Annotated in this window: 17 protein-coding genes; 5 read left to right on the plus strand and 12 right to left on the minus strand. The window is 43.2% G+C overall.

Annotation, left to right across the window (positions count from 1 at the left end; genetic code table 11):
• Positions 1–92 precede the first annotated feature (92 nt).
• Complete coding sequence (locus JMX50_RS06340) at positions 93–521, plus strand: DUF805 domain-containing protein (protein ID WP_201628879.1); 429 nt, start codon at positions 93–95, stop codon at positions 519–521.
• 147 nt (positions 522–668) lie between these two features.
• Positions 669–1,115 (plus strand): PACE efflux transporter, encoded by a 447-nt coding sequence (locus tag JMX50_RS06345; RefSeq protein ID WP_201625183.1) that lies wholly within the window; start codon positions 669–671, stop codon positions 1,113–1,115.
• Positions 1,116–1,229: 114 nt separating this feature from the next.
• On the opposite strand, the gene JMX50_RS06350 is transcribed toward JMX50_RS06345, so the two are convergent.
• Positions 1,230–2,027, minus strand: a complete 798-nt coding sequence (locus JMX50_RS06350) for an enoyl-CoA hydratase/isomerase family protein (RefSeq protein ID WP_201628880.1) — start codon at positions 2,025–2,027, stop codon at positions 1,230–1,232.
• A gap of 328 nt (positions 2,028–2,355) precedes the next feature.
• Here JMX50_RS06350 and JMX50_RS06355 point away from each other — a divergent pair, with 328 nt between their 5' ends.
• Positions 2,356–3,168 (plus strand): alpha/beta fold hydrolase, encoded by an 813-nt coding sequence (locus tag JMX50_RS06355; RefSeq protein WP_201628881.1) that lies wholly within the window; start codon positions 2,356–2,358, stop codon positions 3,166–3,168.
• 166 nt (positions 3,169–3,334) lie between these two features.
• On the opposite strand, the gene JMX50_RS06360 is transcribed toward JMX50_RS06355, so the two are convergent.
• From JMX50_RS06360 to JMX50_RS06385, 6 genes are all read right to left on the minus strand, one after another.
• Positions 3,335–4,411: an HpcH/HpaI aldolase/citrate lyase family protein gene (locus JMX50_RS06360; RefSeq protein WP_201628882.1), complete on the minus strand. Its 1,077-nt coding sequence runs from the start codon at positions 4,409–4,411 to the stop codon at positions 3,335–3,337.
• A gap of 163 nt (positions 4,412–4,574) precedes the next feature.
• Positions 4,575–5,774, minus strand: a complete 1,200-nt coding sequence (locus JMX50_RS06365) for a cysteine protease StiP domain-containing protein (protein WP_201628883.1) — start codon at positions 5,772–5,774, stop codon at positions 4,575–4,577.
• A gap of 83 nt (positions 5,775–5,857) precedes the next feature.
• Entirely contained in the window at positions 5,858–6,679 is an 822-nt protein-coding gene (locus JMX50_RS06370) for an HAD hydrolase family protein (protein WP_201628884.1), read from the minus strand.
• Positions 6,680–6,801: 122 nt separating this feature from the next.
• Entirely contained in the window at positions 6,802–8,112 is a 1,311-nt protein-coding gene (locus tag JMX50_RS06375; RefSeq protein WP_201628885.1) for a phosphoribosyltransferase domain-containing protein, read from the minus strand.
• Positions 8,113–8,159: 47 nt separating this feature from the next.
• Entirely contained in the window at positions 8,160–9,404 is a 1,245-nt protein-coding gene (locus JMX50_RS06380; RefSeq protein WP_201628886.1) for a trypsin-like peptidase domain-containing protein, read from the minus strand.
• 86 nt (positions 9,405–9,490) lie between these two features.
• Positions 9,491–10,654 (minus strand): ATP-grasp domain-containing protein, encoded by a 1,164-nt coding sequence (locus JMX50_RS06385; RefSeq protein WP_201628887.1) that lies wholly within the window; start codon positions 10,652–10,654, stop codon positions 9,491–9,493.
• A gap of 354 nt (positions 10,655–11,008) precedes the next feature.
• Here JMX50_RS06385 and JMX50_RS06390 point away from each other — a divergent pair, with 354 nt between their 5' ends.
• Positions 11,009–12,289, plus strand: coding sequence for a TerD family protein (locus tag JMX50_RS06390; protein WP_201628888.1), 1,281 nt, complete (start codon positions 11,009–11,011; stop codon positions 12,287–12,289).
• Between the two features lie 108 nt (positions 12,290–12,397).
• Here the strand turns inward: JMX50_RS06390 and JMX50_RS06395 are convergent, their stop codons facing one another.
• From JMX50_RS06395 to JMX50_RS06405, 3 genes are all read right to left on the minus strand, one after another.
• Positions 12,398–13,006, minus strand: coding sequence for a TerD family protein (locus JMX50_RS06395; protein WP_201618778.1), 609 nt, complete (start codon positions 13,004–13,006; stop codon positions 12,398–12,400).
• A 166-nt stretch (positions 13,007–13,172) separates the two neighbouring features.
• Positions 13,173–13,925, minus strand: coding sequence for a TIGR00266 family protein (locus JMX50_RS06400; RefSeq protein ID WP_201628889.1), 753 nt, complete (start codon positions 13,923–13,925; stop codon positions 13,173–13,175).
• 217 nt (positions 13,926–14,142) lie between these two features.
• On the minus strand, positions 14,143–14,718 hold the full coding sequence (locus JMX50_RS06405) for a TerD family protein (protein WP_201565719.1): 576 nt from the start codon (positions 14,716–14,718) through the stop codon (positions 14,143–14,145).
• A 365-nt stretch (positions 14,719–15,083) separates the two neighbouring features.
• Between JMX50_RS06405 and JMX50_RS06410 the strand changes: the two genes are divergently transcribed.
• Positions 15,084–15,749, plus strand: a complete 666-nt coding sequence (locus JMX50_RS06410; protein ID WP_201628890.1) for a 7-cyano-7-deazaguanine/7-aminomethyl-7-deazaguanine transporter — start codon at positions 15,084–15,086, stop codon at positions 15,747–15,749.
• A gap of 274 nt (positions 15,750–16,023) precedes the next feature.
• Here the strand turns inward: JMX50_RS06410 and JMX50_RS06415 are convergent, their stop codons facing one another.
• On the minus strand, positions 16,024–17,088 hold the full coding sequence (locus tag JMX50_RS06415) for a DUF475 domain-containing protein (protein WP_201628891.1): 1,065 nt from the start codon (positions 17,086–17,088) through the stop codon (positions 16,024–16,026).
• 388 nt (positions 17,089–17,476) lie between these two features.
• Positions 17,477–18,052 carry a TerD family protein gene (locus JMX50_RS06420; protein WP_025650997.1) on the minus strand — a complete coding sequence of 192 codons (576 nt, stop codon included), beginning with the start codon at positions 18,050–18,052 and terminating at the stop codon, positions 17,477–17,479.
• Between the last annotated feature and the right edge of the window lie 293 nt (positions 18,053–18,345).

Here is an 18,345-nt window from a genome sequence, read left to right on the forward strand (position 1 = left end):
ATTGAGTGCTTATAATCAAAGTGGCTGATTAAATTTTTTGGTTGGCGACTTTACCGTTAAGGTTGACGACAAATCCTAGGAAAAATAAAAATATGCTTGATAAAACGACGCCGCCACCTTTACCGAATTCTGCAATGGTTAATAATCATAGTGCTGAAGCAAACTTTGGCATCCTTGACTGGTTTAAAAAAGCTTTAAGAAATTATACCAATTTCTCTGGTCGTGCTCGACGTAAAGAATATTGGTATTTCGTATTGGTACAAATGGGTTTGATTATTGTAGCGATGATTTTAGATGCCATTATATTTAATTCAGAAACGGGGCTATTCTATATCGTTGTAGCGCTTGGTCTGTTTTTGCCGGGCTTAGCAGTGACTATTCGCAGATTACATGATACCAGCCGTTCAGGATGGTGGTTTTTGCTATCCATTTTGCCATTGATAGGCTCTATTGTATTACTGGTATTTTTAGCGAGCGATACCAAGCTTGAAACCAATCAATGGGGTCCACCAGCAAAATAAGCTGCGACTGGTTTCTCTTATTATCTTCTGTATAATATAGGGGCAGGCGGAAACCGTGGCTCTGCACTTTTTTCTCTTTTCTATCTCGGGACGGACCGATACTTTGCTGGGCAACTTTTTTTATAATTAAGTGCTTTGGAGTTTTGGTTGATTACTTTATCCCCACTCAAACGTCGTATCGTCTATGTGACTGTTTTTGAGCTGATTGCTATCATTGCTTCTACCTTTGTATTAATGAAACTCAGCGGCGGCGATGCGGCAGAGTCGTTACCCGTTGCTGTCATGGTGTCGTTGGCCGCTGTTATCTGGAACTTTTTATACAATACGGCTTTTGAAGCGTGGGAGCGGCGCAAGCAGGTTAAAAAACGCACGTTGTTAATCCGCAGTGCTCATGCTTTAGGGTTTGAAGGCGGATTGGTATTGATTTGCTTACCGCTATATATGATTTGGTATGACGTTGGTTTAATCAAAGCCTTTATGATGGAGGCGGCGTTACTGCTATTTTTCTTGGTTTATACCTTTGTTTTTACCTTGGGTTTTGACAAGATATTTACCTTACCGCATCACTATAAGACCGCTTCTGCTTCTTCATAAGTAAATAGATTAAAGGTATTAATATAGACTTGTCTTTATATTGTTTTACCCAAAAAAAGGCTACCTAATGGTAGCCTTTTTGCTGATAGTACAGAAGGTAGCGTTAAAAGGCTTTTATTTACCTTGATAAACGGGCTTACGTTTTTCCATAAAGGCGGTGATACCTTCAGCAAAGTCAGCAGTTTTTGCCATCATAGTTTGTTGGTCAACTTCCATATCGAGCGCTTCATTTAAGCCTGCAAAAGCATGAACGTTAATCATATGCTTCATTGATGCCAAAGCTTTACCGGGCAGGTTGCTTAGGCGTGTTGCCAATGCCAATACGCTGGCGTCAAGCTCATCTTTGCTTACGACGCTATTAACTAAGTTTAGACGCGCGACATCGTCGCTAGTAAGCTTATCACCCAACATCACAAGCTCAGTCGTTTTAGCCGCCCCAATCAACTGATTAAGCAAGTAAATGCCACCCGCATCTGGAATCAAACCGATATTGACAAAGGCTTGTACAAATTTGGCATTATCAACGGCGATACGGAAATCACACGTTAATGCCAAGTTCATCCCAGCGCCAGCCACTGCCCCTTCTAACTTGGCGATAATTGGCTTATGAATATTACGCAGTTTTAGGCTCACTTCTGCGACTTCTCTGAGCATAAAATCAAGCTTTGCCACGAGTGCCTCAGATTCCATGCCGTTTTCTAGCATCTCACCGATATGACCGCCACTAGAGAAGTTGTTATTTGACCCTTGCAGCACAATCACGCGCACATCAGTATCTTGATCGGCTTGATCAAGCGCATCCATAATTGCGCCTTTTAATGGCGTGCTAAACGCATTTAGCGTCTTAGGATCATTCATGGTAATGGTGGCAATATGGTTTTCGCTGTGATATTCGACCAGAGATTGTGACATAGTTGGTTTCCTTAATGAGAAATTTTAGATAAGCATTGCTGATAACAATGGATGTTATAATGGACAAGGTGTAACAAGTCATGCAAGCTGATTACTATAGCAGCTTGTTATGATTATAAAAGCGGGTTTTGTGGGCGCTTAAGGCACGCTTAAAGAGGTTTAAATTTTATCTATTTCAATGAACATTTACATTATTGAATATATAACGCGTACCGTGCAAAAATAACGCTATGAACTCTCTGCTCGCTGCATTATGCTAAAAGGCAGTAGTTTTAAGGATTTCTTTCATTAAACAAGCAATCAACAAGCAAAAAACAAGGAAGTGATTATGCCAATGATAAATGTAAATAACGTTGATATTTATTATGAAGACAGCGCGCCTGAGGATAAGCAAAAGCCAGTGATGGTATTTGCCCATGGACTGCTATGGAATACGCGGATGTATGATAAGCAGGTGGAGTACTTTAAATCTGGCTGCCGCTGTATTGCGTTTGATTTTCGTGGGCAAGGTCAGTCTGAGATTACCAAATCAGGCTATGATATGGAGACGCTGACCGAGGATACGCTAGCATTGTTGGATGCGCTAAATATTGAGAAATGTCATTTTTTAGGATTATCCATGGGTGGCTTTGTCGCTCAGCGTATCGCGCTTAAACGTCCAGAGTTACTGTTATCGCTGACCTTACTTGAAACGTCAGCAGACCCTGAAGACCCAAAAAACGTGCCGCAGTATCGAAAATTGATGAAAGCTATCCGCTGGCTTGGTATGAAGCGGGTCAGCCAAAAAGTCATGCCTATTATGTTTGGCAATAGCTTTTTGAACGATAAGTCGCGTAAGGCTGATCGCAGAGAGTGGCTCGCGATGCTACAAAGTAATCGTAAAGGCGGGGTCGTTAAGGCGACCACAGGCGTCATTGAGCGCTCGGCCACTTATGATCGGCTAGGCGAGATTAGCACGACGACACTGATTATCGTTGGTGATGAAGATACGGCAACGCCTTATGCAAAGGCGGAGCGGATGCATTTTGCGATTAAAGGCTCTAAGCTTGCGGTTATTAAAGGCGCTGGGCATACAGCGACGGTAGAAGAACCTGAGCAGGTTAATAAAGTGATTAATACCTTTTTAGCAAACTGTGTCTAACTTTGAGCGAGACTGGAACCAGTTTTGAATCAGACATAGCAATTAATAAAGTGTTTATACGAAAAAAAGCCGTTATCCTATTTAAGATAACGGCTTTTTTATTGAAACTATTTAAGAAATTAACATTAAAATATTAATTTTAAAACAGCAAGGGTAACATCTTTATTTATAACCGTGCCGTATAGTCATTATTAATATCATCAAGGGTGCCAAAAACCTCAGCGCGATTGACGATTTCTGTTGCCCATGCACGGTGCGTGGCAGGCTCGAGCATCGTATCATTATATTTAAATACCGCTTTTGCCTCGCTATGTAAGATTGCCTGCGCTTCATCCAAGGTGCTTAACGGCACGCAATACGCTTGCTGTACCAAAGCAATCTGGCTTGGGTGAATGACCGTTTTGCCGACCAGTCCCAAGTTCACATCACGCATCAGCTCTTTCATAAACAGTGTTGGCTGCTCTAAGTATTCAAATACTGGCGCGGTAAGATAAAAACCATGCGGTACAAAGCAGCCAAGCAGCTGATAGGCGAGCGTACCAATCGGAGTGTCATAAACGATGCTGTTTTTAGGACGGCGTAAACGCAGCGCTGCAAATAAGTCATTACCACCGATACGCAGGGCAAATACTGGCTGGCTAAAGGCTTCTTTAAAGCCAATCGCCAACTCTTGATTGTGATGTGGATTAAATAGCGCTGCCGTCTCAAGCGTCGGCATCAATAGCTGCTCAGTGCTTAAATTCTGACAGGCCATACGCCAATTAGATAAGCTATACATATCGACTTTGGGCAAAACAAAACCGTCGACCAAATCAATATGGGCAAAATCTGCGAGCTGCTCTAGCATCGCCGGATGACGCGGGCGCACGAAGACCAAAGGTCTGGTTGGCTGATCGGTGTGCGCTTTTGATTGAATGCCATCTTTTTTTGCTGGGTCATTGATACTATCGACATGCGCGGCCCACGTATGTAGCAGCGTTTGTAGACGCTCAAGTGCCAGCTCAACATCGCTATGGCTGACCGCATCTTCTAAGCAGATAATAATACTGTTAATCGTCGGCAATTTATCACGCGTAATGACTTGCCAAATATCTTGCCGCGTCGCAGGCATATATAGGCTAGCACCCAGCTGATACGGGTGATGGGTATTCGGTTTGAGCATCGCATGACGCTCAGTAATCAGGTGGGCATAAGACTGATTGTTATTATAAAGATTGGACTCATTGTGGGGCATATCGGACATAGTTGGCATCGTAAATAGTGATAAGTGAATGGTTATAGCAAGAAATCATAGCGTAAGGACGTATGATAAAAACAGCGGTGCTGATGCAGTATTGATGCATTTCTTTCGCAAGGCATCAATACATCAAGGCATCAAGGCATCAAGGCATCAATACATTAATGAATCAAGAGCGATCTGTTGCCCGCTGCTTAATCAGCGTAATCGCTTGATAGGGGAGTATTTTAGCACCTAATACCGTGATATTGATATCACGCTCGCTACATAAATGCCGCAATAACACAGTATCTGGGTGATCGGCGGTTGCCAACAAGATGCGCTCAGGATCACGGCGTAATATCGCCCTTGTCGCCTCTGCAATGGTCGGCTTAATACGGTTGCGATTGCTAATGTCATACTCTGCTGCCAGCGTATCAATTAAAGCAGCTGTCTGATAGCGTGGTTGCTCAAACGTTTGCAAGTATTGTGGAGACGTAGACAATGCACGCCGCGTGCTATCAATATGATCAACAAAGGCTAGGCTATGGTCTACCGCAACCAAGTTATCATAAAAGACGCTACGATGTAGCCCCGATTGTGGCTCAGTATATAAACTGCGTGATATCAGCCCAGATACGGTGCTGTTTAATAAACCTGATGGAATCAGCCAATCTTCCTCACTAGCCGCCAACCAAGCAACGCCTGCGGGGTCCGCAAGGGTTAATAGAGGAATAACATCCTTGCCTTGATGGAAAATATTGGCAAAATTTGGATGATTAGGGTCACTAAAGATATCTAAGCTACGAGCCAGCTCTTGATAAATTGCCCCTTTACCCGTCCAGCCGTCGACAAATATGATTGTGCTGTCTGGATGAGCGTCCAATATCATCTGCAGCGCGACTGGATCAAGTCCGCGATCGCGAATGATACTGATACCATAATGCACACTTGGCAACGCATAGCTGCTATTAGTATCTGACCTTTCATTGTCTAATAGGGCACGTTGCAACAATACGCCAACTGGTAAACCTGCGCGTACCAAGCTGACTAATATTAATGGACGTTCAGTACTTACCGTCTGCCAAAAAATATGATGTAGCGTATAAGCCAAGTTAGCAATATCAGTTGCGGTTCTTGTTGTACCTTGCGCTAATGCCTGCTGATACAATTGCTCATGCATGGCAGTTGGCGCATGCTCTAAGGTTAACATATCTGAATAGTGGCGCTGACCGCTTTGGATGAGCGCTTCTTTTTGACTGACGGGCACATCAGCAACGGCGTTTTTATCAACGATATCAAGCAGCACAGTCACATCGCTAGCAAGATAGCTGCCTGAGCCATATTCCTGCATTTTTTGAATATTAGGGTTCGTTATAGGATGGGTCATAAGATAGTTTCTACTTACAAAAATGCGTTCGATTATTGTTTTTAAAATGAGGACACGCCCTAAGAGAGGTTAAGCGTTTAGAATTACTGCGAGCTAAAGCGCTCATGTAGCTGACCATGATTTGGCATGCCGTACCAGTCGAGTAGTTGCAAAAATGGTAAATCGGCCAAGCTATCACCAAAGCCAAAGCTCGGACGCTGACTGTCTAAATGCTGGTCTAATAAAAACTGCACCGCATGGCGTTTATGCACTGCGTGCGGTAATATCGCCAGATTGTTCGCATTGACATGCACATAAAAATCTTGCTCAAAATCACGTATTAACGTTGGTAACTTTTCAGCGAGCTCTACTAACGCTTGATGGTCCTTTTGCCCATGTTTAATAGCCAGATAAATGGTCAGCTCTTCATTAACAGCGCCATCATTAAAGTGATCGATATGCGGTGTAAATACCAGCTGACTGTTATCATTTCTACTGTGATTGGCAAATAATTGGCTTAGCTGCTGTAATTTATCCTGCAATGGCGCAAGTTCACTATGCATACGCTTTTGCCACTGAGCTTGTAGCGTGCCGTCTCTATCAAGAATAATCGCACCGTGGGTTAAGACCTGCCAGCTATCAAAAGGCAGCTTAACGCGTTTGATTTCACTGCGATCGCGTGCGGTGACCACTATCAGCTCTGTACTAAGCAGCAGCCAATTAAAGAACGCGGCTTGGCGCTGACTCATAAAACTTAGTGGCTTACCTTGTTTATTAACGGTCGCGCAAACTAAGTTTTCAGGTTCAGATGTTGGCAAATCCCATGCATCAATTTTACGTTGGGTTTGAAAAAGCGTATCGTCCAAATCCATCAGCGCGTAGGGTTTGACGATATCGGAATTGGCTTGAAAAAATGGGATAGTCATAGTATTTGCCATAAAAGCGTGCGTAAGGGTTAAATGTGAAAATCAAAGCAGAATTTAAAGGATAGTTTTAATAGGACAGCTTTTATAAGACAGCCTTTGTAAGCTAGCTTTTATAAAACAGCTTAAAGCGTCGGACTCACCACCAAGACATTCTCCAAACTTTGCCACATGTCATCGACGCTATCCGCTGATGTTTCCACACACAAAATAATTAAGTCCCAATCGTTAGGCTCAACATTATAAGCAAAGTTGGTCATACCAAGCCCATAGTTGTCGCTAAAACTTAGCATCTTCTTAATCGCGCCACCAAGGGCAATCGGTGAACGTGTTAACGCGCTAAAATTAACGGTAGAGTTTTGAGTTTGCGTCTCAAGCCATTCAGCCAATAAAAACGGCAGCCAGACAAACTCATTACTGCCCAATACTAAAATCCGCTTGGGCAACTGCTCTTTATCAAACTGTTCTTTCTCAGATTGGGCTTGCTTATTAAACACCTTGAATGCGGTTTGAAACTTCAAAAAGTAATTATCAAAGCCGTCGGTACTGTCTAGAGTTGGGAAGCGTCCCCAATTACCAGTATCACCTAGCGTATGACTGCCAGCCTCAGTGGTATCGACCGATGGCATGGTAATCGGCTCAGGATTAGGCGCATCCGTCCATGTCCATGCACCAGATAACAAGTGATGACGTTGAAACTTGATATTAGGTAGACGTTTGGCGATTTGATCAGACACAGCGTCATCCGAGTCAGCTGTATCCTGATACTGATGTCGTTCCTGATTTAGGGACCAATCCACCAAAGTGGTCAGATGTACTTGCTCTAATTGATCAAGCCCTGCGTTACGTAAGGCCGTGACAACATTGACGCAAGTATTGCCCGTTGACGCTTCGTCATCGACCATAATCAAGGTTTTGCTGGCAAGTAGCTGCGCTTGAGTGACGTTATCTGCACTTTGATAAATCAGATGCTGGCTGGCGTGACTGTGATCTTCGCTAAACGTGGTCAATAAAGAGTGGCTGCTTTTGTCATGACTGTCATCATGTTGCGCATGACGCGTAGAATTTAACAGTAGCGCATTGGGGTAACGTGTTTGTAGCGCTTGATGTACCCCCGCAGATAGCCCAACCGCCGTCTCTGCCATACCTATAACTAAAATGGGTTCAGGCAAATCATCTGGTACTAGGTTTGCCAAATCAGTAAAAGCATGACGCATGGTGCTAGGCGTGACTGGAATATGGCGACCTAAGACTTTTGAGACAAACAAAAATGCGCGTTTAGGATTAATGCGCTGCGCAAATCCAAGCAAGTCTTCTAATTGATAGTGATTGCTTTGTTCTATTCCATTTTTCTCAGTGGCTGAATTGGTTTGATAAGTCAGATCAAGAGTGCCGCGTGGTAAGTTAATGGTAGTGCTGTATTGCTTATTTAGCATTTATTTTCCTTTGGTCTTTCAGTTTTTTATATCGTTGTAATGATTACTTAACCCTGACATCCTACTAACCACAAAGCACCACGGCTTTTTTTACTCAATTGCGGTGTGGTCAACGCGGCAGCTGTCGTGCCTGACATGCCAGATGCCTCAGATAAGTTATCTAAACTCATTCCAGCGCTCGCGAGTAGGGCGGATAATAACTGAAATTTCACCGCATAGTTCATATTTTGTGCATGCTCGTGCACGAGGCTAGACGTCACCATCCCGATAACCTCGCCAGTCGGCAGTAATAAAGGGCTGCCACTAGAACCAGGTTGAATGGGCGCGGTAAATTGCATATAGCGAATATCATCACCAAACCCTGTCAGTCCTGAGATACAGCCTTGCGTCACTTGTAGTTGGCTGCTCAATCCTGATAATGGAAACCCTAAAGTCGTAATGGTTTCACCCAAATTATCAGTACAACGCTGTGCTAAGGGTAAATAACTTGGCAGCGGCTCGCTTACTCTAATAATGGCTGAATCACTACCGATATCGCTAAGCACCACTTGCGCCTCACGATCAGGCTGCCCTTGTTGTCGAATTCCAATCATCACCGCCGACTCAATGACATGATAGCAAGTCAGTAGATGATAAGGGTCAATAGCAAAAGCCGTCCCTGTCCAAGTTTCACTAGACTGAACGTGTCTTGGCGGGCGCGTATCACTGTTAGGATAACCTTGCTGCTGCGTGCGCTGGGCATCTTGGATAAGGGCGTGCGTATCTGGCGGACGCATATCGAGGCTAATTTGCACATGATGCTCTAGGCTTGCCAATCCTTGGGTAGAGCTTTCACCAAGGGCGCGGCATTTAAATTGTCCATTGCGCCGATATATTTCTAATATGATTGCTGCTTTAACATGGCGCTCACTTGCGGTAAATTCATAATGAATATCGCCACCATTGAGTGTTAAATTTACTTTGCTTAATTCGACAGCGGGTAAGTTGAGGCTTGGCTCATGATAAACATAAGCAATCAATTGTAAAAAGCTTACGCCTTGTTTATCAAACAATGCCGGCAAATCCAGTTGCCATGCGCTTGGATTATCCTTGCTATTGAGCTGCGCCCACTCTTTTGGTTCATGCAGATAAGCAGGGCTACAAGCCGCTTTACGATGCTCATCTAAAGGCAGCCATAATAGTCCAAGCTGCTCGCCAAACTTTAGCTGATTTGTCGTCGCAAAAGCGACCGAACAATTCGATTGCGCGATAACCGTATTTGCCCCTAACACTAACGTGGTTTGTGCTGTCATCGCCTGCCTCTTATTGAATATATTCGGTTGCCGTCGATTTTTACCGCCGATTTATTACTGCCGATTTTTTATTTCATTGTTTTTACTTACTCGCTAGCATCTTCTTCAATCTTTACGCTGACCATGATTGAGCGTACTTGGCAGGGAATAATTTGCTGGGCAATATCCGCAAGCTTTGGCTTATCGGTTAAGCCTAACCAATAACTGAATCCAACTTGGGTTAAATCGACCCCGCTATGGGTGGTGTAATCGATGCCACCAGAGGGGCGACTGTTAATCTCAAGTACACGGTGCTGCCCGTTATCATCGGCCTTGGTTTGCACGCTGACGATACCATCGCAGCCAAAGGCTTTAATCAGTGGAATAACCACATCCATGACCGCTTGCTCGTAGCCGATATGCTGAATTTTCCCTGTTTTATAACGGGTGATGGCAGCCAGTACTTCACCATATTCGCAAACGACATCGATAGAGTATTCTTGGCCTGATAAATAAGGCATCAGTAACATAGGAATAGGGCGCTCGTGCACCATCAGACTGTTTGCATAGGCATTGATAAACTGCGTGGTATTGATTTTTTTCTCTTCGGTAAAGTATAAATGCTCAAAGCTATCGTACTGTTCACCATCGTTTTTGGCTAAATCCAATCGCCAAAAACCTTGGGCAAAAATACCTGTCACTGGTTTGACGCATAATGGTTGGTGCCCGTGCGTAGCAAGTAACGCCTCAAGCTCTGCGACATTATCAAAGCGCCATGCATCGGCAACGGGAATATCATGTTGATGACACTGCTGCATAAAGGCAAATTTATCATCTATCGCTTCTAACGCCGCCACACTTGTCGCGCCAGTCAATAAACGAATACCAGCCGCGTCAAATGCCTCACGGTGGGCTTCGTAATCAATACCATTGCGTCCAGTGAGTAATACTTTCACGTTGTTTTTCTGAGCTTGCTCTAAGACAAACTGCCAACGCGGCATCAATGGCTCAACAGATTCGAGCATTGCTTGCTCATCGCTATCTGTAGCGCTCGCAGAAGGCTCACGGTAAATGCTATCGGCAAATTCAAAAATCTCAGGTCTATTATAGCGGTGTGACGCGATGATGTTAAATGGCATATCAGATTGGGTTTTTAGTGTTTGCAGGCTGGCTAACATATCACGCTGGCTTGACTGACCTTCAGCTAACCAAGCGGCAGGTGGCACGGCAGTCGACGTTGTATGAGGGCTTTCGTTAGCAGGGGTTTTCATAATTCTCTCAGCGTTATCATAAATTTTAGAGGGGACTAACTGGGACTGGCATTTAATAAGGTAATAACCCAAGGCGCGATACGGCGTTGGTTAACAGTATTGGTTAACAGCGTTTATTAACAGCGTTTATTAACAGTATTGGTTATAGCAGGGTCTATTATATACAAATGCTAAGCGTTATAAATGCTGCTGACAAAATAGCATTAAGGATTTGTAAAAATGTTTTTGCAGCGTTGTTAACGCCTTGTTGAACTGTGCCGTGCACTGTAAAAATCAGGCGCTATCCATGCTACTATATAGCGATAGCCAACCTCACCTATATAAACAAATAATAAATAACCTAAAGGATAAATGATGAGCCAACCTCAAAAACTGATTGCTGGCGCTAATGCACCGCTGCCAACGGATAATATCAGCATTCGTATTTTAAGCCAAAGCGCCATTGATTGCGCCGCTTATCGCCTGACGACTGAAGGTAAAGTACGCGGCGATGGCGACATGATATTTTATGGGCAGACGCGTAGCGATGATGGCAGCGTCAGTTTCCGTGGTCATGATAGCGATGGATTTTTTGATATTAACTTACCTGCGCAGCCTGCGAGTATTGAAAAGATAGCCCTCGCGTTTTCTAGTGCGCAAACGCTTGCGCAAGTCGGTGATGTGGATATTCAGGTTTTACAAGGCAGCCAAGTGCTGATGACTTGTCAGTTAAGTGCTGCTGGACGTAATGAAAAAGCCATTATTTTAGCAGAGTGTTACCGCCGCCAAGGCAGTTGGAAATTCCGTTTTATCGCCCAAGGTTTTGAAGGTGGCTTAAAGCCGTTATCTGAACATTTCGGTGTTGAAATTGCCGATGAAGCCCCAGCTCAAAGCCAGTCACAAAATCAAGCGCAAAGCCAATCTCAATCTATCAATACGCAAAGACCTATTAACACGCAAAAAGCGGGTAGTGCGCCTCAAACAACGCCGCCGCCAATTCCTACAACTTCTCAAAATCCGTCAATTAACCTAAGTAAAATCACCTTAACTAAAAACCAATCTAGCATCAATCTAAAAAAACGCGATGATTTTGGTAAAATTTCTGTCAATCTTAATTGGAATCAACGCCCAGATAGCAGCACACAAGCCCCTAAAAAAGGCTTGCTAGGCGACCTGTTTAAGCAGCATAAAGCCGCTGGTATTGACCTTGATGTTGGGGCGATGATTCATCTGAAAAATGGTGAAAAAACGCTGATTCAGGCCTTGGGCAATCGCTTTGGTAACTTACAATCAGCACCTTATGTATTGTTACGTGCCGATGATAGAACCGGACAAGTCAGCGGCGGTGAGTGGCTCGATATCAATGGACAACAGTGGTCGCAGATTGAGGAAGTGTTTATCTTTGCTTTCATTTATGAAGGCGCACCAAACTGGGCGCAAACCGATGGCGTCGTAACCATTCATGTACCCGACCAGCCACCGATTGAAACCCGTTTGACAGAAGGTGCGGGTAATTTACCAATGTGTGCGATTGCGCGTTTGGTCAATCAGCAAGGCAGTATCAATGTTGAGCGTATTAATGAGTACTTTAAAGGCCATCAAGAGATGGATAAAGCATTTAATTGGGGCTTTAGCTGGAAACGTGGTAGTAAGTAAGCGCTTTAATAGTATTGTTTAATACAAAAAATCAGCCCGTCTATTATAAATAGACGGGCTGATTGCTTATAGATTACTAAAACTCTTACTTCAGATTGCTTAACCTATTTACGCATGCGGAGTGATAGCCGGCATCAAATCATGGAAAGTACGACCAGAAGCAGTCTCGCCAATGGCATGCATTTTCCACTCATTATTATGGCGATAAACTTTTGCCATAATCATCGCCGTATGAGTACCTTGTGACGATAAGTTATAGCGCGCCACTTCAGTATTATTATTGGCATTAACGATACGGCAAAAGGCGTTTTCTACGGTTTCAAACGTCTGACCAGTAAAGCTATTTACCGTAAATACCAGTGATACTACGTTCGCTGGAACTTTTGATAAATCAACATTGATGACTTCGTCGTCGCCATCGCCATCACCAGTGCGGTTATCGCCGGTATGGACGATACTACCATCTTTTGATTTTAGCTGACTGAACCAAATCGCATCGACGGCTTGTTTATTGGCATCAAACATAATGCATGAGGCATCTAAATCGATCGAGTCGCCACCGCTGCCGCCACCAAATAATTTGCCTAAAAAGCCGCCTTTTTTCTCTTGCGGTCCTTGAAAGACGTCCCAACCTAAACCCAATTTTACTTGAGTAAGCTCACCACCAGCTTCTTTGCTGAGGGAGATTTTTTGACCCTTTTGTAAACTAACTGCCATGGTAAAATCCTTATAATAATTGTGAGTAGAATACTTAAGTTTTCAGTGCTGTTTTCGGTTATTGATTTCAGTATTAGCTTTCAGGTGTCAATTTCTGCGCTGCTTCTTAGCTATAATGTGAGCTGTAATTTTAGCTATAAATTTAAATTATAAGATGAAACTTAAATTATAAGATGTTATCTAAAAACCCACCGCTGCCACCACGACCACCTGAGCTAGTACCTAAGATGCTTTGTAGCCAGCCTTGATAGCTGTCACGATTGCGCGAGCAGATGATAACTTTGCCCGTTCCTGAGAAGTTTAAAACCATTCCTTCGCCACTGGTGACGGAGTTAATAATATTGCTCATGATGCCTTTTTTCTTGCTGGTTGATACCGAAAGCTTATAATCAAGGTTTGAATCCCAGCAGACCACATGGCCGTTATCAATAATAACGTATTTATCAGGCGTCACATCAATCTCAAATAGCGAACCAAAACCTGACACCACTACCTGACCTTGACCTTGGGTTTGCATGACCATAAAGCCGCCCGTATCACCAAATACCGCGCCGCCAAGGTTGCGCTGGATATTGGCTCTGATATCGACGCCGGTTTGTGCAGCAACGAACGCGCCATCGCTCAAGGTATATTGCTGAGCGCCGCAATCGATGATTTGCATATCACCATCTAGTGTAGGGGCTAGCAAACAATCACCTTCGCCATTGACGGCCTCAATTTGCTGTTGAAAAAGTGACTCGTCGTTAGCAAAGCGGCGCATCAGTGATTGCATGAGTCCACCCTGTAGCTTACCTTTCAGCTCAAGGTTCGACTCCATCATCACCATGGCATTGGCTTCACAATAAATTGAATCGCCTTTTTTTAAGTTACAATGCAAAAAAGGTTCAATAGTGCCGATTAAGCTAAACGTTGCGGCCATGGGGTGCAAATCCTTATTCTGAAATTTTTAAATGCTTCGTTTTCTATAAAAATCATCGTTGTTAATTTAAGCCTGCCAATTACATTTAAAGCCATCAAATGCTTTAAACAGGCACACTTGATGGCTTATTAACTATCGCAATCAAATAATCGATTGCGATAGGGGGCTTAATAGAGGTCTTACAGTTATCGTATAAAACGATGACGTTATTTTAACGTTAAACGTTGACGCCGTAAGAGGCTGCTAATGGTCCAAGACCACCGCTAAAGCCTTGACCGACCGCGCGGAATTTCCAGTCACCGCTATGGCGATATAATTCACCAAAAATCATCGCTGTTTCAGTGCTACCATCTTCTGATAGGTCATAACGAGCGATTTCAGCTTCGCCATTGTCATTGACCACACGGATGTAAGCATCACCAACTTGACCGAAGTTTTGGTTACGAGCTGTGCCTTCATAAATGATGGCGCAGATAGCGACTTTGCTGACGTCAGCTGGGATACTAGCTAGGTTGATTTTGATTTTCTCATCATCGCCGTCGCCTTCACCAGTACGGTTATCGCCGGTGTGCTCAACCGCGCCGTTGTCTGACTTTAAGTTATTAAAGAAGATGAAGTCTTGGTCGTTACGGACTTTGCCAGCTTCGTTGACCAAAAAGCCAATCGCATCTAAGTCAAATTCTTGACCGTCAGTGGCGCGTGGATCCCAGCCAAGACCGACCGTAATATTGGTTAAACCGGGCGCTTCTTTTGATAAGTTTACGTTGCCGCCTTTTGTTAAGCTAATAGCCATATAAATATCCTTTGGATTAATAATTAAGTGGATTTGGTTTTATAAAACAAACTAAAAATAGTGCAGTGATTACTCTCTTAGATAAAGTAACTATCTTAGCGAAAGTATCTTAGCGAAAGTATCTGAACGCAAAAGGTCAATAAATCGACCTGTACGCCACGTCCTGCATATCATTACGTTTTACTATACTAAGCGTTTGCTGACTAAGCAAGGCGTATTTTGTGTGACTATATGACATTTATATATTTGTTTAGAAAAAAAGGGTTTTATGGCGATATCAGACCTATTTTGGCTATTTATCTTAATATGATTTATAATAGCGCGCTCAGGTTCCCTCTACCCTGACTTAAAAAAAGGACTCTTCTATGAGCAGTAGTACCCTTTCAACCACCCCGATTCAATCTATTCGCTATAGCCGTGCTTTATTTTGGCTTGTCAGTCTGCATATATTTATTATTGCTATCAGTAATTACTTGGTGCAAATACCTGTCGGACTATTTGGTTTTATTACCACATGGGGCGCCGTCACCTTTCCCTTTATCTTTCTGATTACGGATTTGACCGTACGCATATTTGGTCAAAATCTCGCTAGACGCATTATCTTCTTTGCTATGCTGCCAGCGCTGGTGATTTCTTATTATTTCTCAGTAGTGTTTTCAAATGGTCAGTTTGTTGGTCATGAGCATCTGCTAGATTTTAACCTGTTTGTCTTTCGCATTGTGGTGGCAAGCTTTAGCGCTTATGTCGTCGGACAGCTGTTAGATATCCAAGTATTTAATAAATTACGCCAGCTTAAAATATGGTGGATTGCGCCCTTAGTATCGACGTTTATTGGTAATCTTGTCGATAGCTTTTGCTTTTTTGCCATCGCCTTTTATAAAAGCCCAGACCCTTTTATGGCAACGCACTGGGTTGAGATTGGCGCGATGGATTACTTGTTTAAAATAGTAATGGGCGTGCTTATTTTCTTACCTTTATATGGTGTGATATTGGCAAAGTTGCAGAAAGTGCTTGCAGGGAAGGAAAAGTAAACAGCGCGGTTGAGCGCACTGCTGATGATAGAGATTAAAGGTGTGCGCCATGCATCAAGCGTGTAGACAGACTCAAATTTAATGCCAAAGATTTAGCTAACTATTCAGAAACACCTGCGCATTCAGAAACATCTAAGCATTCAAAAATATAGTATGTAAATACAGATAAAAAAACAGGTTATACCAATTACTTGATATAACCTGTCATTACTACGATTTTCTGTCAAAGCGCTTTTTGCTTAATGTGAAGTTAGCGTTGAAACTAAAATTCAAACTAAGTAATCGACTTTGCTTCTCGCTTACGATAATTGAGTGAAGCGACAAACGCCCAACCAATAAAGGTAATACCGATAAGGCCAGTGATAAGCTCTGGCACATGGAATTTCACCGATAACAACATGATGATGGCTAAAGCGCCAATGGCATAATGCGCGCCATGTTCAAGGTAAACAAACTCATCAAGCGTGCCTTTATCAACTAAGAAGATAGTCATCGAACGCACAAACATCGCACCGATTGCAAGACCAAGCATAATCACGATAACGTCATTGGTAATCGCAAATGCGCCAATCACGCCATCGAAACTGAATGAAGCATCAAGGACTTCTAAGTATAAGAAACCGATAATACCGCCTTTCATAATGGCGCTAGTTGCAGCACCAGTACTATTACCTTGAGCGTCTAGTTCTTCTTCAAGATCACCTTCAAGCATACCCGAGACCACTTGTACGCCAAGGTATACCAAGATACCCCATATGCCTGCAATCAATACCGCTGCTGACTGCTCAGGGTTAGCAAATGATACCGCAATCATCAACACGATAAGCGCCACAAACACGCTCATGGCATCGACTTTACCCAGTTTTGCCAAGCGGCTCTCGAGCCAATCAAACCAGTGCACTTCTTTATCATCAAAGATAAAGTTCAAGAAAACCAATAGTAAGAAGATACCACCAAAGGCTGAGATTTCAGCATGGTGTGCCATTAGTCTTGCCGAGTATTCTTTAGGATCGTTCAATGCCAAATCTATAACTTGCATCATACCAAGATTAGCGGTAACCGCGACGATGACAATAGGGAATACCAAACGCATACCGAAGACGGCGATTAAAATACCGACGGTTAAGAAAATCTTTTTCCAAAATTCGTCCCAGCCTTTAAGGACTGAGGCGTTGACCACCGCATTATCAAATGATAATGAAATCTCCATGACGGCCAAAATAGCGGTAATAGATAAGGTGGTTATCATACCGCCTATACCGCCGTGTGAATATCCCCACCATGCCGCTACCGCTAGGGCAATAATAGTGAAGATAAAGTCTAAATAAAAATGTCTCATGACACATCCTGTCTGGTTGCATAAAGCTAAGGTCGGTCTATTATAGACACAAACCGCAAAAAAAGCGGTTATTGCTAACCACTTTTTTGCATAATTTTAAACGAAACATAAAGCATTACCAGTCTTTTAGCTATGAATAATTGTGACTATTTTGCAACCATATTTTACCGTCAAAATAGCGGCTTATAATTACTGTTGAAGTACCTGTTTACAGCACCTTTAAACAGTGACTGTTTATAGTGGTTTCAAATAGTGATGTTAAATATTGATTTTCAATAATCACTTTAAAATAGCCACTTTAAATAAATAGCTAAGACCTGCTTTAGGTCTTGGACGTGATCATTCTATAAAAGTCGATTTACGGTAAGGATGCAATATCAAGACCGTGTTAGATATCGACGCCATACTGCTGACACATGGCTTGCAAGCCACCTGAATAGCCTTGACCAACGGCGCGGAATTTCCACTCACCGTTATGACGATAGACTTCGCCAAATACCATCGCGGTTTCAACAGAGTAATCTTCTGCTAAATCAAAACGTACCACTTCCGTGCCAGTTTCTTCGTTCACAACACGGATAAAGGCGTTGGCCACTTGACCAAAGTTTTGGCTACGAGCGGCTGCATCATGAATAGTGACGGTGACGACGATTTTATCGACATCAGCAGGAACTTGGGTCAGGTTTACTTTAACGACTTCATCATCGCCGTCGCCTTCGCCAGTACGGTTGTCGCCGGTATGCTCAACCGCGCCATTGTCAGATTTTAGCTGGTTGTAAAAGATAAAGTCATGATCGCCGCGTACTTTACCCGCCGTGCTGAGTAAAAACACACTGGCATCCAAATCGAACTCAGCGCCAGAAGTCGCGCGCTCATCCCAACCAAGACCGATAAGCAGCTTGGTTAAGTTTGGGTCGGTTTTGGTTAGCGATAAGTTACCGCCTTTATTAAGGGATAATGCCATGGAATTGTCCTTGTTATTAGAGTAGGGAAGGTTTAACTATTACAGCGTTAGGAATGAATGCTATAAAAGCCAAAGTCTATAAATATAAGCGATAGCGGGATTAAACTGTACATAAAACTATCGTTTAACGGTTGTCTAACTATTGCTTAACTATTACTTAGTGACGCTCTATCATAACAACAAAAAATGACCCAATCAAAGCCGATTGGGTCATTGTTATGTGTACGGTTATGTGTACGATAAGACTGACGATAAAGGACAGCGTTTACATGCAGTGCTTAACCTTTACCGGC

It is taken from the genome of Psychrobacter maritimus (assembly GCF_904846345.1).
Taxonomy (GTDB): Bacteria; Pseudomonadota; Gammaproteobacteria; order Pseudomonadales; family Moraxellaceae; genus Psychrobacter; species Psychrobacter maritimus.

Excerpts from the sequence above, each read along its gene's own strand:
- JMX50_RS06340 (WP_201628879.1), top strand. The coding sequence starts at position 93 with ATGCTTGATAAAACGACGCCGCCACCTTTACCGAATTCTGCAATGGTT.
- JMX50_RS06350 (WP_201628880.1), bottom strand. The coding sequence starts at position 2,027 with ATGTCACAATCTCTGGTCGAATATCACAGCGAAAACCATATTGCCACC.
- JMX50_RS06355 (WP_201628881.1), top strand. The coding sequence starts at position 2,356 with ATGCCAATGATAAATGTAAATAACGTTGATATTTATTATGAAGACAGC.
- JMX50_RS06360 (WP_201628882.1), bottom strand. The coding sequence starts at position 4,411 with ATGTCCGATATGCCCCACAATGAGTCCAATCTTTATAATAACAATCAG.
- JMX50_RS06365 (WP_201628883.1), bottom strand. The coding sequence starts at position 5,774 with ATGACCCATCCTATAACGAACCCTAATATTCAAAAAATGCAGGAATAT.
- JMX50_RS06370 (WP_201628884.1), bottom strand. The coding sequence starts at position 6,679 with ATGACTATCCCATTTTTTCAAGCCAATTCCGATATCGTCAAACCCTAC.
- JMX50_RS06375 (WP_201628885.1), bottom strand. The coding sequence starts at position 8,112 with ATGCTAAATAAGCAATACAGCACTACCATTAACTTACCACGCGGCACT.
- JMX50_RS06380 (WP_201628886.1), bottom strand. The coding sequence starts at position 9,404 with ATGACAGCACAAACCACGTTAGTGTTAGGGGCAAATACGGTTATCGCG.
- JMX50_RS06385 (WP_201628887.1), bottom strand. The coding sequence starts at position 10,654 with ATGAAAACCCCTGCTAACGAAAGCCCTCATACAACGTCGACTGCCGTG.
- JMX50_RS06390 (WP_201628888.1), top strand. The coding sequence starts at position 11,009 with ATGAGCCAACCTCAAAAACTGATTGCTGGCGCTAATGCACCGCTGCCA.
- JMX50_RS06395 (WP_201618778.1), bottom strand. The coding sequence starts at position 13,006 with ATGGCAGTTAGTTTACAAAAGGGTCAAAAAATCTCCCTCAGCAAAGAA.
- JMX50_RS06400 (WP_201628889.1), bottom strand. The coding sequence starts at position 13,925 with ATGGCCGCAACGTTTAGCTTAATCGGCACTATTGAACCTTTTTTGCAT.
- JMX50_RS06405 (WP_201565719.1), bottom strand. The coding sequence starts at position 14,718 with ATGGCTATTAGCTTAACAAAAGGCGGCAACGTAAACTTATCAAAAGAA.
- JMX50_RS06410 (WP_201628890.1), top strand. The coding sequence starts at position 15,084 with ATGAGCAGTAGTACCCTTTCAACCACCCCGATTCAATCTATTCGCTAT.
- JMX50_RS06415 (WP_201628891.1), bottom strand. The coding sequence starts at position 17,088 with ATGAGACATTTTTATTTAGACTTTATCTTCACTATTATTGCCCTAGCG.
- JMX50_RS06420 (WP_025650997.1), bottom strand. The coding sequence starts at position 18,052 with ATGGCATTATCCCTTAATAAAGGCGGTAACTTATCGCTAACCAAAACC.